General features: G+C 74.9%; 13 protein-coding genes. 12 read left to right on the top strand and 1 reads right to left on the bottom strand.

Going from position 1 to position 15855, the window contains the following annotated elements:
- The first annotated feature begins 1 nt into the window (after position 1).
- From O7546_RS04275 to O7546_RS04250, 6 genes are read left to right on the top strand one after another with little or no spacing between them, the layout of a single operon-like run.
- Entirely contained in the window at positions 2 to 835 is an 834-nt protein-coding gene (locus O7546_RS04275; RefSeq protein ID WP_281601139.1) for a glycosyltransferase family 2 protein, read from the top strand.
- A complete protein-coding gene (locus O7546_RS04270; RefSeq protein WP_194799554.1) occupies positions 832 to 1926 on the top strand; it encodes a glycosyltransferase family 4 protein in 1095 nt (364 codons plus the stop codon). Before O7546_RS04275 ends, O7546_RS04270 begins: the two co-directional genes overlap by 4 nt.
- On the top strand, positions 1913 to 3247 hold the full coding sequence (locus O7546_RS04265; RefSeq protein WP_269696231.1) for a hypothetical protein: 1335 nt from the start codon (positions 1913 to 1915) through the stop codon (positions 3245 to 3247). The genes O7546_RS04270 and O7546_RS04265 overlap by 14 nt, the downstream gene beginning before the upstream one ends.
- Entirely contained in the window at positions 3244 to 4161 is a 918-nt protein-coding gene (locus tag O7546_RS04260) for a glycosyltransferase family 2 protein (protein ID WP_281600502.1), read from the top strand. Before O7546_RS04265 ends, O7546_RS04260 begins: the two co-directional genes overlap by 4 nt.
- Positions 4161 to 5036, top strand: coding sequence for a glycosyltransferase family 2 protein (locus O7546_RS04255; protein ID WP_281600501.1), 876 nt, complete (start codon positions 4161 to 4163; stop codon positions 5034 to 5036). Before O7546_RS04260 ends, O7546_RS04255 begins: the two co-directional genes overlap by 1 nt.
- A gap of 54 nt (positions 5037 to 5090) precedes the next feature.
- Positions 5091 to 6770, top strand: coding sequence for a glycosyltransferase family 39 protein (locus tag O7546_RS04250; protein ID WP_269696228.1), 1680 nt, complete (start codon positions 5091 to 5093; stop codon positions 6768 to 6770).
- Here the strand turns inward: O7546_RS04250 and O7546_RS04245 are convergent.
- On the bottom strand, positions 6767 to 7969 hold the full coding sequence (locus O7546_RS04245) for a hypothetical protein (protein WP_194799550.1): 1203 nt from the start codon (positions 7967 to 7969) through the stop codon (positions 6767 to 6769). The genes O7546_RS04250 and O7546_RS04245 overlap by 4 nt on opposite strands.
- A gap of 114 nt (positions 7970 to 8083) precedes the next feature.
- Here O7546_RS04245 and O7546_RS04240 point away from each other — a divergent pair, with 114 nt between their 5' ends.
- Genes O7546_RS04240 through hutH form a run of 6 tightly spaced genes read left to right on the top strand, consistent with a single transcriptional unit; the run spans position 8084 to position 15855 of the window.
- Positions 8084 to 8929, top strand: a complete 846-nt coding sequence (locus tag O7546_RS04240; protein WP_194799549.1) for a MurR/RpiR family transcriptional regulator — start codon at positions 8084 to 8086, stop codon at positions 8927 to 8929.
- Between the two features lie 12 nt (positions 8930 to 8941).
- Positions 8942 to 10597 carry a urocanate hydratase gene (gene hutU / locus O7546_RS04235; protein WP_281600500.1) on the top strand — a complete coding sequence of 552 codons (1656 nt, stop codon included), beginning with the start codon at positions 8942 to 8944 and terminating at the stop codon, positions 10595 to 10597.
- Entirely contained in the window at positions 10594 to 11793 is a 1200-nt protein-coding gene (locus O7546_RS04230) for an allantoate amidohydrolase (RefSeq protein ID WP_281600499.1), read from the top strand. Before hutU ends, O7546_RS04230 begins: the two co-directional genes overlap by 4 nt.
- On the top strand, positions 11790 to 13154 hold the full coding sequence (locus O7546_RS04225; RefSeq protein ID WP_281601138.1) for a formimidoylglutamate deiminase: 1365 nt from the start codon (positions 11790 to 11792) through the stop codon (positions 13152 to 13154). Before O7546_RS04230 ends, O7546_RS04225 begins: the two co-directional genes overlap by 4 nt.
- Positions 13154 to 14320, top strand: a complete 1167-nt coding sequence (gene hutI / locus O7546_RS04220; RefSeq protein WP_269696226.1) for an imidazolonepropionase — start codon at positions 13154 to 13156, stop codon at positions 14318 to 14320. The genes O7546_RS04225 and hutI overlap by 1 nt, the downstream gene beginning before the upstream one ends.
- A complete protein-coding gene (hutH, locus tag O7546_RS04215; protein ID WP_194799546.1) occupies positions 14317 to 15855 on the top strand; it encodes a histidine ammonia-lyase in 1539 nt (512 codons plus the stop codon). The genes hutI and hutH overlap by 4 nt, the downstream gene beginning before the upstream one ends.

The raw sequence follows: 15855 nt of genomic DNA, 5'->3' as shown, positions 1-15855 counted from the left end.
CGTGTTGACCTGGGAAGACTTCGAGCGCACCGACGGCTGCGTCCGCTCGCTGCCCGAGGGTGTGGAAGCCGTCGTGGTGGACAACGGCAGCGCCGCCGAGATCAGCGACAGGCTGCGGGCGATGTGTGCCGAGACCGGCGCCCGGTACGTGCGTTCGGAGACGAACCTCGGCTACGCCAAGGGCATGAACCTCGGTGTCCGGCACAGCACCCGCTCCCGGGTGGTGCTGTCCAACAACGACATCCTGGTGCGTCCGGGTGCGATCGAGCGGCTGGCGGCCGAACTGGACGACCCGGCTGTGGGCGCGGCGTTCCCGAAGGTGCTGGACGCGACCGGCCATGACCAGACCGCGGCCGGCCGGTTCCTCACAGTGGGCACCGGCGTCGCGCACGCCACCGGGCTCAGCCTGGTGTTCCCGAGGCTGCGGATCGTGGCGCCGCCGGAGCGTGGCGACTGGCTCTCCGGGCCGTTCGTGGCGATCCGGCGGGAGACGCTGGACCGGATCGGCGGGGTGGACGAGTCGTCGTTCTTCTACTCCGAGGATCTGCGGCTGTGCTGGGCGGTGCGGCGGCTCGGGCTGCGCCTGGCGTACCTGCCGGACGCCGTGGTCACGCACGAGGACGACGCGAGCGCGAAGCGCCGGTGGGCGGCGGAGGAGATCTCCCGCCGGCAGACCCGCGAGTTCATCCGGGCCAGCCGTGAGCTGGCCGGATGGCGGGGCACAGTGGCCTGCTCCGCGTACACGCTGGGGGTGCTGGCCCGGGCGGCGGTGGGCGGCGGGGCGGCGCGGCGGGCGATCGCCCGCGGCGCCCTGGAAGGCATGGGCGTCCGATGAGGGTGCTGTTCGTCTGCACCACCGGCGGGTCGGGGCGGCGGCAGCTCGGCGGCGCCGAGCGCTTCCTGATCGAGATGCTTCCGGCGCTCGCGGCCCGCGGCGTCGACGTGCTCGCCGCCACCCCAGACGACGAGGTCGCGGCGGCGTTGCGGGACGCGGGCGTGCCGTGGCGTCCGCTCGGCGCGGCCAAGCGGGTGGACCTGGGGTACGCGCGCGGCATCCGCGCGCTGGTCGAGGAGCTGCGGCCGGACGTGGTGAGCGCACACCTGCTCTCCGCCGCGATGCACGCCCGCGCCGGCCTGGGCGTGCGGGGCCGCCGCACGCCGCTCGTGGTGACGCTGCACAACAGCCTCTGGCAGTACCGCGACGCGGCGGAGACGATGCGCGCCAAGGCCGCCGTGCAGGCCAACATCAGCACCGACCTGATGTTCCGGCGGCTGCGGCCGCACGCGACGGTCGCGGTTTCCGGCTTCGAGGCCCACGAGCTGCGGGTACGCGGGCGGATCCGTGACGTGCGGGTGATCCCGAACCCGCTGCCCGCCATCTGGCCGCAGGTCGGTGACACCGGCGGCCCCGCACCCGACGGCCCGGTCCGGGTCGGCTTCCTCGGCCGGCTGGAACGGGAGAAGGGCGCCGACCTGCTCGGGGACGTCGCCGCCGCGCTGCCGGACGTGGAGTTCCTGGTCGCCGGCGCGGGCACCGTCGCCGTCGGGGAGCGGCCGAACCTGCACCTGGTCGGCCGGGTCGACGCCGCGCCGTTCCTGCAACGACTGCACTGCCTGCTGGTGCCGTCCCGGGTGGAGGCGTTCGGGCGCAGCGCGCTGGAGGCGATGTCGCTGGGTGTGCCGGTGGTGCACTCGGGCGCGGGCGGCCTGACCGAGGTGACGGCCGCCGGTGACGGCGTGCTCGCGTACCGGGCGGACCTGACGCCGCAGGCGCTCGCCGCCGCCGTGCGGACGGCCACCGACCCGGCCGCGTGGGACGAGCGGCGGCGCGAGCTGGCCCGGCAGTACGCGGCCCGGCACTCGTTCGACGGATGCCTGGACAGCTGGCACGACCTGTACCGGACGGTCGCCCGTGACAGCCGCTGAGCGACGCCTCTGGTCGGTCGGGATCCCGTTCGCGCTGGGCGCGGCCCTGCTGCTGGCCATACTCGACACCGGGATCGCCGTCGCGCTCGCGCTGGCGGTGGGCACGCTGTTCGCCGCGCGCCAGCGGATGTGGGCGCTCGCCGCCTGCGCCGCCGTCTGGACCGCCGCGCTGCTCGCCGTGCGGGTGCTGCCCGGCCCGTACGACTCCTGGGCCGGTCGCGGCGTGCTGCCGGTGCTCGCCGGGTACGTGACCGTCTTCCTGCTGGCCTGGGCGGCCGGCCGGCGGCTGATCGACAGGCGGGACGAGGACGGCGACCGGTCCCGTCCGGCGCTGTCCTGGCCGTCCGAGCGGCGCCTGCTGACGTACCTGTTCGTGCTGCTCGGCATCGCTGTGGTGACTGCGGCGATCCGGTTCCGGGGAACGGTGCCGCCGCTGCTCGCCGACAACCCGGACGCCGCCCGGCAGGTGCTGCGCGAGCAGTCCAACCTGGTCATCGGGCTGCTGTCCGAGGCGTGGACGCTCGGCATGGCCGTCTCGCTGCTGCGCGCGTTGTCCGCGCGCGGCCGGGCGCTGCCCGTCTACTACGCGCTCACCGCTGTCTTCACCGTCGGCGCGGCGCTCGGCGCGAGCAAGAACTCGGTTCTGGTGGGTATCGCGCCCGCGCTGATCGCGGCGCTGTCGGTCCGGCGTACCCGGGGGCGGGCCGCGTCGTTCCTGGCCGCGCGGACACCTGTGGTGCTGCTGATCGGCGCGCTGGCGCTCGGCGCGGCGGTGTTCCTCGGCGGGCAGCGCACCATGGCCGGCACCGGCGCGTTCGAGACCGAGTTCCGGGCCCGCTACGGCAGCAACGCGCTCACCAGCAGCGCCGGGTCGCTGGACCTGTCGCTGAGTTCGTCCACCGAGACGTTCGGGCGGGTGTGGTCGCAGCGGGAGCACCTGGAACCCCGGTACGGCACGTACTCGCTGACGTTCCTCGGCTCCCGGGTCGAGCCGATCGTCGGCAAGGCGGACCTGTACGGGCTGACGTCCCAGCTCAGCCAGCCGTACCTGATGAACACCGCGACGTTCGTGGCCATCCCACTGCTCGACTACGGCCCGCTGGGCGCGGTGTTCTTCCTGGCCGCGCTGGGGCTGGCGGTGGGCGCTACCGAGCGGTGGTTCGAGTTCTCCCGCGCGCCGGCCGGACAGCTGGCGCGGGCGTTCGTCGTCTACTTCGCGCTGTTCGGCGTCTACGAGCTGTATCCGCTGATCTATCCGACCTGGCTGAGCCTCGTGCCCGGCCTCTGGGTGCTGCACCGGCTGGGCAGGAGCACGGCATGACGTTCGACGGGCTCACCGTGGTCACCGTCCTCTACCGGTCCGCCGGCATGCTCGCCGAGACGTTGCCGACCTGGATCCGCAGCGCCGGTGACCTGCCGGTCCGATTCGTCTTCGCGGACAACTGGCCCGCCGACGGGTGCGCCGAGGTGATCGCCGGGAACCTGGCCGCCGACCGGTACGCGTACCTGCCCGACTCCACCAACCCGGGTTTCGCGGCCGGCTGCAACCGGGCCGCGGCGACGGTCACCACGAGCCACCTGCTGCTGCTGAACCCGGACGTGTGGCTGCCGGACGACGCACTGGCCCGGATCTGCGCCGCCGTCGCCGCCGACCCGGCCGCCCCGCTCGCTGTCGGCCTCGCCATGCACGGCGGCGAGTACGTGGGCATCGACCTGAACCCGGTGTCGCTGTTCATCGACAGGCGGTCCACCGCCGGCCGTGCCCCGCTCGGCCCGTCCGGCGGCGCGGCGGTCTTCCCGGCCGCGCTGTACCGGCGGTTCGGCGGCTTCGACGAGCACCTGTTCGCCTGGGGCGAGGACGCCGACCTGGCGTTCCGGCTCTACGCCTCCGGCCTGCGCACGCGCGCGCTGGACGTGGTGCTGCCGCACGCCGGTGGGCACAGCGTGGACGGCGACGACCGGTTGCAGGGATTCCGGGCGTTTCTGCTGGCCCGCAACCGGCTGCTGGTCGCGTCCCGCACGTTCACCTGGCCGCTGCTGCTCGTGGCGGTGCCGGTGCTGGCGCTCGCGCACCTCGCGCTGGCCGCCCGGCGGGTCCGGCAGGGCCTGCTGCGCCCGTTCCTGCGCGGCGTCGGACGCGGGCTGGCCGAGGGGCCGGCGGCTCGCCGCCGCTGGACCGGGCGGCGCTTCGGGTTCGCATCGCTGCTCGGCTACCTGACCGCTCGGAGGGCGTGATGACGGCACAGCCGTGGACCGTGGTGACAGTCACCTACCACTCGGCGGACACGCTGCGCCGCTGCTGGCGCGGGCCGAAGCCGTACGAGTGGCTGGTGGTCGACAACGCCTCGACCGACGACTCCGCGGCGGTCGCCGAGGAGCTGGGCGCGCGGGTGATCCGGCTGCCGGAGAACGTCGGCTTCTCCCGGGCCAACAACGTCGCGCTGCGCCAGGCGACCGGCCGGTACGTGCTGTTCGCCAACCCCGACCTGGAGGTACGCCCGGACGGACTGGACGCGCTGGCCCGGCACCTGGACACGCACGGCGGGCTGGTCGCGCCGCAACTGCTGGGCACCGACGGCACACCGCAGGCCAACGGGCGTGGTTTCCCGTACGCGACGGCGAAGCTCGGCAACCGGAAGGTGTGGCCGCTGTCCCGGCTGCACGCCTCGTACCGGCTGGTGGCCGCGCCCGGCGAGACGCGCCACGTGGCCTGGGTGATGGGCGCGGCGGTGGCCGGCCGGACCGCCGACGTCACCGAGCTGGGCGGGTGGAACGAGCGGTTCTTCCTCTACTACGAGGACCACGAGCTGGGGCTGCGCGCCTGGCGGCACGGGATGCCGGTGGCGGTGCTGGGTGACGTGCGGTGGACCCACCACTGGGCCCGCGCGACGAACTCGGTGCGCTGGTCCCACGCGCACACGCTGGAGCTGCGCAGCGCCCGGACGTTCTTCGGGCTGTACCCGGAGTTCCTGGTCGGCCTGCCGCGCCCCACACGCCGGCACCGCCGGGCCGCCGGGCTGGTCGGCACGCCGGTACCGTCGGTCGCATCCACTCGGAACGTGACGTCCACTCCGGACCCGTCGTCCGCGCCGGACCGCGTCGGGGAGTGATCGGAGCCGGTCGCGGGGCCGCTGACGTGAATGACGTTTTGATACCGTCTCGCCGTGTCCGTGACACGCCCGGCCTTCTCCCCCTCGATGGCGCCCGCGACACCGGCGCCGTCGCGGCCGGGCACGCCGGTGGCGTACGCCGCCGTCGCGTGGGACCGGCTGAGCCGCTCCCCGTACTGGTCCGTCGCGGGCCTGCTGGTCGCGCTGGGCGCCGTGCTGCGGATCCGGCAGTGGGCGTACGCGCGCAGCTTCTGGAGCGACGAGCTGTACGTGGCGCACAACATCCGGGAACGCGGCTACCTGGACCTGTTGCGGCCGCTGGCGTTCAGCCAGTCCGCGCCGCCCGGCTGGCTGTGGCTGGAACGGTTCGCGTACGAGCAGTTCGGCGACGGTGAGCGGGCGCTGCGGCTGGTGCCACTGCTGTTCGGGCTGGCGCTGCTGCCGCTCGTGGCCTGGCTCGGCCGGCGGCTCCTGCCGCCGCTCGCCGCGCTGGCGGCGCTGCTGCTGGTCGCCGTCGCGCCGTTCCTGATCGGCTACTCCAACGAGCTCAAGCAGTACAGCGCCGAGGCGTTCGGCGTCACGCTCGTGGTCGGGCTGGCGCTGCTGCTCGTCCGGAACGGCGTCACCTGGGCCGGGTCGGCGGTGTTCTGGTCGGCGGCGACGGTCACGGCGTTCGTCAGCACGTTGTCCATTCCGGTCACCGCCGCGCTCGGCGTGCTGCTCGGCGGGTACGCGCTGTCCCGCACCGATCGGCAGTGGGCGAGCAGGTGGCGGGAGGTCGGCCGGTTCCTCGCCCCGGCGCCGGCCTGGGGCGTGGTCGCACTCGTGGTGTACGTGCTGTTCCTGGCGCCGGGGCTCGCCGATCCGCAACTCGCCGCGTACTGGCGGGCGAAGTCGATCTACCCGGCGCACCCGCTCACCGACCTGGCCGCCACCGTGGAATGGCTCGCGGCCACGTACCGGAGTCTCGCCACGGTGCCGTTCGTGGCCTGGTCGGCGTGGGTCGTCGTACCGCTGCTGGTGCTGGGCACGGCCGCCGGGCTGCGCCGGCTGTCCACGGTGGCGGTGCTGGTGCTGCTCACGCCGCTGGCGGCCGGGCTGGCCGGCGCGGCCGTGTCGGTCTACCCGTTCAACGGCCGGCTGGCGCTCTACGCGGTGCCCGCCTGCCTGCTGCTCGCCGCGCTCGCCGTCGCGCCGCCGCCGATGCGGGCCGGCCTGCCCGCCCGGATCCGGTGGGTGGTCGGCGTGGTGCTGGTGCTCGCGCTCGCCGTTCCGCAACTGGCGACCGCCGTGGTGGCGACTGTCCATCCGGCGCGGGCCTTCGCCCAGGGCGGCGGCGCCAACGCTGTCGACTACCGGGGCGCGCTGGGCTACCTGGACGACAAACGCCGCCCGGGTGACCTGGTGCTGGCCACCACCGTGTCGTGGAACGCGCAGGCCTGGTACGGCCCGGCGGCGGACGCCTACGTGGTAGCGGCCGGCCCCGGCGGCTGCCCCGGGCGCACCGTGTCCACGCTGTTGCCCGGACGGGCCCGGGTCTGGCTGTTCCAGGCCACCGACTGGGCCGACGGGGCCAACCGGGACGTCATCGTCCGGCTCGGCGGCAGCGGCGTGGCGGTGACCGAGCGGCAGTTCGGCGGGGCACGCGTGGTCCGCTTCGACCTGGCCGCGGGCGTCACCAAGGGCAGCGACGTCTGCCTGGTGCCGCCGCCGAACGGCGCGGCTGTCCGTTAACTGTGCCGCTGCCAGAGGTCGCGCAGCGCGTCCCAGTTGCCGCCCAGCCCGGCACCGCACGGCGTCTCCATGTAGATGGCGCTGGTGTTGTCGTCGCGGCCCCACCAGATGCCGCAGACCGGGCGGCCGTCCTGGCCGTTGCCGGCGTACTCGACGTAGCTGCCCTGCGCCCCGCTGACGCCGCCGGTGGCCGGACCGGCCTCCCGCATGCCCGGCGCGAGCGCCCGGCCGATGATGCCCATCTGCTGGCGGAAGGCGCGCGCCGCCTCCTTCTTCTCGGCCGACTCGTACTCGGCGAAGTGCAGCGACACGCCCAGGTAGCGGCAGAAGACGTGCTGCTTCTCGCCGTCGGCGAGCCCGGGGCCGCTCTTCTCGGTGTTGATCGCGCAGCCGCCCACGCCGTCGAGCCACGGCTCGGCGATCGGCATGAGCGTGGCGTCGAACTTCGCCTTGTTCAGCGACTGCTGGGTGGCCTCGTAGAGCGCCGGGGATGCGCTGGCAGTCGGAGTGGACGGTTCGCCGCCGTCGGCGAGCGACCGCCCGGCCAGCAGACCGGCGCCGCCGGCCAGCACGGCCGCCATGACCAGACCCCCGATCCACAGTCCGGTACGGCTCTTCGGCGGGCGGGCGACCGGTGCGATCCGGGGACCGCCGGTCGGCACGAGCGGATCCGGGGCGGTGGCCTGGGCCGGGATCGCCGGCACCGGCATGCCCGGCGACACCGGCACACCGGGTGACACGGGCGCGCCGGACGAGACGGGCGCGCCGGAGACCGGCTGCTGCGGCGTCATCGCCCACGGCTGCGGACTCCACGGCAGCTGCGGCGGCGACGAGACCTGCTGCGGTGGCGCGGACACCGGCGGGGGCGGCGGGAGCATCTCGCCGGTGGCGGTGCGCTGGTAGTCCATGCCCAGGCTGCGGAACAGCCGCTCGGCAGCGCCGTCCTCGTCGGACGGATACGCCACCCAGGGCTGACCGGCGGCGAAGTCGGAGTTCACGTACCGGTGGCCGCCGGGCGTCTGGGCCAGCACGTTCGCCGCGTTCGTGAACGCCTCACGCCAGCGCTGGTCACCGGCGGCGGCGCCGTCCAGGACCGCCACGGTGAGCGCGCGGTCCTGCCCGTCGAGCGCGGCCCAGGCCCTGCCGACCTGGCACTCGCCCAGCACCTCGGTGAACCTGTACGGACCTTCCGGCTGCATGCCCCACTCCTCTGCTCACCCGCCGTGCGGATAGTACAGAGAGCACGCTCACCGGATCTCCCTGCGGTCGGGCCACTCTTGCGCTCTGAAAGTTTTCATGCATAGAGTCGCGGCGTGAATGAAGGCAGTGCGGCCGCCCCCGACCGCCTGCTCGACCTCTTCCACGGCGTACGGCTCACCCCGACCCAGCGCCGCATCGCCCACTGTCTGGTGCGGCACGCGGGCGCGGCGGCGTACCTGTCCGCCGCCGAGGTGGCCGAGCTGGCGGGTGTCAGCCAGCCGTCGGTGACCCGGTTCGCCATGGCGCTCGGGCACGACGGCTACCCCGCGCTGCGCCGCCGCCTGCGGGAACTGACTGTCACCGGGTCGGCCGAACCGGCCGCCGGCAACGCCCTGCAACGGGCGGTGCACGCCGAGCGGGACAATCTCGACCGGCTCGCCGCGCAGCTCGCCGACGCCGAGCGGGTCGCCGAGGTGGGGAAGCTGCTCGCGGCCAGCCGTCCGCTGCCCGTGCTCGGGCTGCGCGCCGCCGCGCCGCTCGCCGCGTACTTCGCGTACTTCGCCGCCAAGGTGCACCCGGACGTGCGGGTGCTCGACGACGGCGGCAGCATGCTCGTCGACCGGCTGGACCAGGCGGTCGCGGCCGGCGCGACGGCGATGCTCGCGTTCGTGCTGCCCCGCTACCCCCGGGAGACCCTGGACGCGCTGCGCGAGGCCCGGGACGCCGGGCTGACCGTCGTGGCGATCACCGACTCACCGGTGAGCCCGGCCACCGAGCACGCCGAGGTGGTCCTGCCCGCCGCCGTCGGCGCCGACCTGGTCTTCGACCTGCACACCGCCCCGATGACGCTGGCCATGGTGGTGCTCCAGGCAATCTGCGACGCCGCGCCGGCCGAGACCCAGAACCGGCTCGAGGCGTTCGAGTCGTCCGCCGCCCGCCGCCAGTTGTTCCTCGGCTGAGAGGAGTACGAGATGCACCAGCCCGTCCGCGCCGCCCGCGGCACCGCACGCACCGCGAAGGGGTGGCCACAGGAGGCCGCCCTGCGGATGCTGATGAACAATCTCGACCCGGAGGTCGCCGAGCGCCCCGAGGACCTGGTGGTCTACGGCGGCACCGGCAAGGCGGCCCGGGACTGGCCGTCGTACCACGCGCTCGTGCGCACGCTGACCGAGCTGCGCGACGACGAGACGATGCTCGTGCAGTCGGGCCGCCCGGTCGGGGTGATGCGCACCCACGAGTGGGCGCCGCGCGTACTGCTGGCCAACTCCAACCTGGTCGGCGACTGGGCCACCTGGCCGGAGTTCCGCCGCCTGGAGTCGCTGGGCCTGACCATGTACGGGCAGATGACCGCCGGTTCCTGGATCTACATCGGCACCCAGGGCATCCTCCAGGGCACGTACGAGACGTTCGCCGCTGTCGCCGCCAAGCGCTTCGGCGGCACGCTCGCCGGCACGCTGACGCTCACCGCCGGCTGCGGCGGCATGGGCGGTGCGCAGCCGCTGGCGGTCACCATGAACGGCGGCGTCTGCCTGATCGTGGACGTGGACCGGACCCGGCTGGAGCGGCGGGCGCACGACCGCTACCTCGACGAGATCGCCGACTCGCTCGACGACGCGGTCGAGCGGGCGCTCGCCGCGAAGCGGGACCGGCGGGCCCTGAGCGTCGGCGTGGTCGGCAACGCCGCCACCGTCTTCCCCGAGCTGCTGGCGCGCGGGGTAGCGATCGACATCGTGACCGACCAGACGAGCGCGCACGACCCGCTGTCGTACGTGCCGGAAGGCGTGGACCTCGGCGACGCGCGGGACTACGCGGCGGCCAAGCCGGCCGAGTTCACCGACCGGGCCCGGGCGTCGATGGCGAAGCACGTGGAGGCGATGGTCGGCTTCCTGGACGTGGGCGCCGAGGTCTTCGACTACGGCAACTCGATCCGGGGCGAGGCCAAGCTCGGCGGATACGAGCGGGCGTTCGACTTCCCCGGGTTCGTGCCCGCGTACATCAGGCCGCTGTTCTGCGAGGGCAGGGGTCCGTTCCGCTGGGCCGCGCTCTCCGGCGACCCGAAGGACATCGCCGCCACCGACCGGGCCATCCTCGACCTGTTCCCGGAGAACGAGTCCCTCGCCCGGTGGATCCGGATGGCCGGCGAGCGGGTCGCGTTCCAGGGCCTGCCGGCGCGGATCTGCTGGCTCGGCTACGGCGAGCGCGACCGGGCCGGGGTGCGGTTCAACGAGATGGTCGCCTCCGGCGAGCTGAGCGCCCCGGTGGTGATCGGCCGGGACCACCTGGACTGCGGCAGCGTCGCCAGCCCCTACCGGGAGACCGAGGCGATGGCCGACGGCTCCGACGCGATCGCCGACTGGCCGCTGCTGAACGCGCTCGTCAACACCGCGAGCGGTGCGTCCTGGGTGTCCATCCACCACGGCGGCGGCGTCGGCATCGGCCGGTCCATCCACGCCGGCCAGGTCTGCGTGGCCGACGGCACCGCGCTGGCCGGGCAGAAGATCGAGCGGGTGCTCACAAACGACCCGGCGATGGGCGTCATCCGGCACGTCGACGCCGGCTACGACGACGCGCGCGAGGTCGCCGAGCGCACCGGCGTGCGCGTCCCCATGACCGAGGGAGACCTGTGACCGACCTGGCGGCCCGGTTCCGCCAGCTGTGGGACGAGATCGCGACGATCGGGCGGGACGCCGGCAGCGGCGGCTACCTGCGGTACGCGCTGACCGAGCCGGAGCTGCGGCTGCGCGCCTGGTTCCGGGAGCAGGCCGACCGGCGGGGCATGCCGGTGTCGCAGGACGGCAACGGCAACCTGTTCGCCTGGTGGGGCGACCCGGTGGCCGGGGACGCGGTGCTCACCGGCAGCCACTTCGACTCGGTGCCGCACGGCGGCGCGTACGACGGGCCGCTCGGCATCGTGAGCGCGTTCCTCGCCGTGGACGAGCTGCGGGCCGCGGGCGTCACCCCGGACCGGCCGGTGGTGGTGGCCGCGTTCGTGGAGGAGGAGGGCGCGCGGTTCGGCGTACCCTGCCTGGGATCGCGCCTGCTCACCGGCGAGATCGACGTCGACCGCGCGGCCGGGCTGCGCGACCAGGCCGGGACGACCTTCGCGCAGGCGCTGGGCGAGCGGCCGGCGGGCGCCGACCCGGCGCTGCTCGGCCGCTTCGCGGCCTTCGTGGAGCTGCACGTCGAGCAGGGCCGCGCGCTGGTCGACCTGGACGCGCCGGTCGCGGTGGCGTCCGCGATCTGGCCGCACGGCCGGTGGAGGTTCGACTTCACCGGCGAGGGCAACCACGCGGGTACGACCCGGATGGCCGACCGCCGCGACCCGATGCTCACCTACGCGTTCACCGTGCTCGCGGCGAACAAGGAGGCCCGGCTGCGCGACGCGCATGCCACAGTGGGCCGGGTGTCGGTCGAGCCGAACGCCACGAACGCGATCCCGTCCCGGGTCACCGGCTGGCTCGACGCGCGGGCGGCCGAGGCGGAGACGCTGTACGGTCTGGTCGAGGCGGTACGCACCAAGGCCGCCGACCGGGCCGGCCGCGACGGCACCACGCTGACCTGCACGCAGGAGTCGGCGACCCCGCTCGTCGCGTTCGACAGGGGGCTGGCCGACCGGCTGGCCGCGCTGCTCGGCGCGCCGGTGCTGCCCACCGGCGCCGGGCACGACGCGGGCGTGCTGGCGGCGCACCTGCCCACCGCGATGCTGTTCGTGCGCAACCCGACCGGGGTGTCGCACTCCCCCGCCGAGGCGGCCACCGACGCCGACTGCGCCGCCGGGGTGGCCGCCCTGGCCCGGGTGCTGGAGGAGCTGGCATGCCGCTGACCCGCTGGCTGGCCGAGTACGCCTGGCTGCCCGACCGCGCCGAGCCCACCCGGGACGTGCTGATCGAGGCGACCGACGGGCGGCTCACCGCTGTCACCCCGCTGACCGTGGACGGTCCGCCGACCGCCGGGGTGGAGGTGCTCGCCGACGCGGTCCGGCTGCCCGGCCTGACGGTGCCCGGCCTGGCGAACGCGCACTCGCACGCGTTCCACCGGGCGCTGCGCGGGCGCACCCACGACGGGCGCGGCGACTTCTGGTCCTGGCGCAGCCTGATGTACGCCGTCGCGATCCGGCTCGACCCGGACACCTACCTGGCGCTGGCCCGCGCCGTGTACGCCGAGATGGCGCTGTCCGGAATCACCTGCGTGGGCGAGTTCCACTACCTGCACCACGGTCCCGGCGGCACCCCGTACGACGACCCGAACGCCATGTCCGCCGCGCTCGTGGAGGCCGCCGCGCACGCCGGGATCCGGCTCACGCTGCTGGACACCGCGTACCTGGCCGGGGGCGTGGACGGCGCGCCGCTGGCCGGGCCGCAACGCCGGTTCGGCGACGGTGACGCGCTGCGCTGGGCGGCGAGGGTGGACGCGTTCCGCCCGGCCGACGACCACGTCCGGCTCGGCGCGGCCATCCACTCGGTGCGCGCGGTCCCGGCCGATCAGCTCGCCACGGTGGCCGGCTGGGCCGACCGCAACGGGCTGCCGCTGCACGTGCACCTGTCCGAGCAGCCGGCCGAGAACGACGCCTGCCGCGCGGTGCACGGCTGCACCCCGACGCGGCTGCTGGCCGACCACGGCGTCCTCGGCCCGCACACCACAGCCGTGCACGCCACCCACCCGACCGCCGCCGACGTGGCGCTGCTCGGCGACAGCCGTACCCGGGTCTGCGTCTGCCCCACCACCGAACGCGACCTGGCCGACGGGGTCGGCCCGGTACGCCGGATGGCCGACGCGGGCAGCCCGCTGAGCCTGGGCAGCGACAGCCACGCCGTGGTGGACCTGTTCGAGGAGGCCCGCGCGCTGGAGATGGACGAGCGGCTGCGTACCCGGCGGCGGGGGCACTTCACGCCGGCCGAGCTGGTCACCGCCGCCACCGTGGGCGGGCACGCCGCGCTGGGCTGGGGCGACGCCGGCCGGCTCGCCGTCGGGCAGCGGGCGGACCTGGTCACGGTACGGCTGGACAGCGCCCGCACCGCCGGGGTGCCGCCGGTCGGCGCGTTCTTCGCCGCCACCGCCGCCGACGTGACGAGCGTCGTGGTCGACGGCCGCCCCGTGGTGGACGGCGGCCGGCACCTCACCGTGGACGTGCCCACCGAGCTGCGGGACGCGATCGCGGCGGTGACCGCGAAGGACGACTCGTGATGCGCGGCAGCCTGCTCGTGGACCACATCGGCGAGCTGGTCACGAACGACGGCCGCGACGGCGACCCGCTGGGCATCCGGCGCGACGCCGCACTGTTGATCGAGGACGGCGAGGTGGCCTGGACCGGTCCGGCCCGGCACGCGCCCGCCGCCGACCGGCGGATCGACGCCGGTGGCGCGGCGGTGCTGCCCGGCTTCGTGGACAGTCACGCCCACCTGGTCTTCGCCGGGGACCGGGCCGCCGAGTTCGCCGCCCGGATGGCCGGCGAGCCCTACACCGGCGGCGGCATCAGGACCACTGTGGGCGCCACCCGCGCGGCCTCCGACGACGACCTGCGCGCCACTGTGGGCCGGCTGCGCGCCGAGATGCTGCGGCAGGGCACCACCACCGTCGAGATCAAGAGCGGGTACGGCCTGAACGTCGCCGACGAGGCCCGCTCGCTGCGGATCGCCGCCGAGTTCACAGGCGACACCACGTTCCTCGGCGCGCACGTCGTCCCCGCCGAGTACGCCGACCGGCCGGACGACTACGTGGGCCTGGTCTGCGGGCCGATGCTCGCCGCCGCCGCGCCGTACGCCCGCTGGATCGACGTGTTCTGCGAGCGGGGCGCGTTCGACGCCGACCACGCGCGGGCGATCCTCGCCTGCGGGCAGGCCGCCGGTCTGGGCGTCCGGCTGCACGCGAACCAGCTCGGCCCCGGGCCGGGCGTACGGCTCGGCGTGGAGATGGGCGCGGCCAGCGTCGACCACTGCACCCACCTGACCGACGCCGACATCGACGCGCTGGCCGGCTCGGCGACGGTCGCCACGCTGCTGCCGGGCGCCGAGTTCTCCACCCGGTCGCCCTATCCGGACGCCCGGCGGCTGCTCGACGCGGGCGTGACTGTCGCGCTCGCCACCGACTGCAACCCCGGCTCGTCGTACACGTCGTCGATGCCGTTCTGCGTCGCGCTCGCCGTACGCGAGATGCGGATGACCCCGGCGGAGGCGGTGTGGGCCGCGACCGCCGGCGGGGCGGCGGCGCTGCGCCGCACCGACGTGGGGCGGCTGACCCCCGGGGCGCGGGCCGACCTGATCGTCCTCGACGCCCCGTCCCACCTGCACCTGGCCTACCGGCCGGGGGTGCCACTGATCCGCCAGGTTCTGCACAACGGAGTGCCGCGATGACCACCGTGACCATCCTGTCCACCGGGGTCACCCCCGCCGACGTGCTCGCGGTGGCCCGCGGCACCGCAAAGGTCGTGCTCGACCCGGCCGCCACCGAGGCGATGGCGACCTCGCGGTCCATCGTGGACCGGATCGAGGCGGCCGGCCGGCCGGTGTACGGCGTCTCCACCGGCTTCGGCGCCCTCGCCAACACGTTCGTCGCCCCGGAGCGGCGGGCCGAGCTTCAGCACGCGCTGATCCGCTCGCACGCCGCCGGGGTGGGCGCGCCGATGCCGCGCGAGGTGGTACGCGCCATGATGCTGCTGCGGGTCCGCTCGCTGGCGCTCGGCCGTTCCGGTGTCCGCCCGCTGGTCGCCGAGGCGCTCGTGGACCTGCTCAACCACGAGGTCACCCCGTGGGTGCCGGAGCACGGCTCGCTCGGCGCATCAGGCGACCTGGCGCCGCTGGCGCACTGCGCGCTGGTGCTGCTCGGCGAGGGCTGGGTGCTCGGCCCGGCCGGTGACCGCATCCCGGCCGCCGACGCGCTGCGCCGGGTCGGGCTCAAGCCGGTGTCGCTCGCGGCCAAGGAAGGGCTGGCGCTCATCAACGGCACCGACGGCATGCTCGGCATGCTGCTGCTCGCCGTCTCCGACGCGCGGCACCTGTTCGCCATGGCGGACGTGACGGCGGCGCTCGCCATCGAGGCGATGCTCGGCTCGGAGCGGCCGTTCCTGCCCGAGCTGCACGCGATCCGCCCGCACCCCGGGCAGGCCGCCTCGGCGGCGAACATCCACCGGCTGTTGCAGGGCTCGGCGGTGATGGACTCGCACCGCGACGACCTGGCGCACGCGGTGCAGGACGCGTACTCGATGCGCTGCGCCCCGCAGGTCGCCGGCGCGGCCCGGGACACGCTCGACTTCGTCGAGGTGGTCGCGGGACGGGAACTGCTGTCGGTGGTGGACAACCCGGTGGTGCTGCCGGACGGGCGGGTCGAGTCGACAGGCAACTTCCACGGCGCGCCGCTCGGCTTCGCCGCCGACTACCTGGCCATCGCCGCCGCCGAGGTGGGCGCGATCGCCGAGCGGCGGGTGGACCGCCTGCTGGACGTCACCCGTTCCCGGGAGCTGCCCGCGTTCCTGTCCCCCGACGCCGGGGTGAACTCCGGGCTCATGATCGCCCAGTACACCGCAGCCGGGATCGTGGCGGAGAACCGCCGGCTCGCCGCGCCCGCCTCGATCGACTCGCTGCCGACCAGCGGCATGCAGGAGGACCACGTCTCGATGGGCTGGGCGGCCACCAAGAAGCTGCGCACGGTGCTGGACAACCTGACCAGCCTGCTCGCGGTGGAGCTGCTGGCGGCCGTACGCGGGCTCCAGCTCCGCGCGCCGCTGACCCCGTCACCGGCCGGGCGGGCGGCGCTCGACGCGCTCGGCGGCACCATCGGCGAGCCGGGACCGGACGTGTTCCTCGCGCCGCTGATGGAGGCCGCGCGGGACGTGGTACGCGGCCCGGAGTTGCGCGCGGCGATCGAGCGGGAGATCGGCCCGCTCGGCTGA

This window comes from Micromonospora sp. WMMA1976 (assembly GCF_027497335.1).
Classification (GTDB): Bacteria; Actinomycetota; Actinomycetes; order Mycobacteriales; family Micromonosporaceae; genus Micromonospora; species Micromonospora aurantiaca.
The sequence above is the reverse complement of the archived record's forward strand: the minus strand, read 5'-3'. Positions and strand labels throughout refer to the sequence as shown.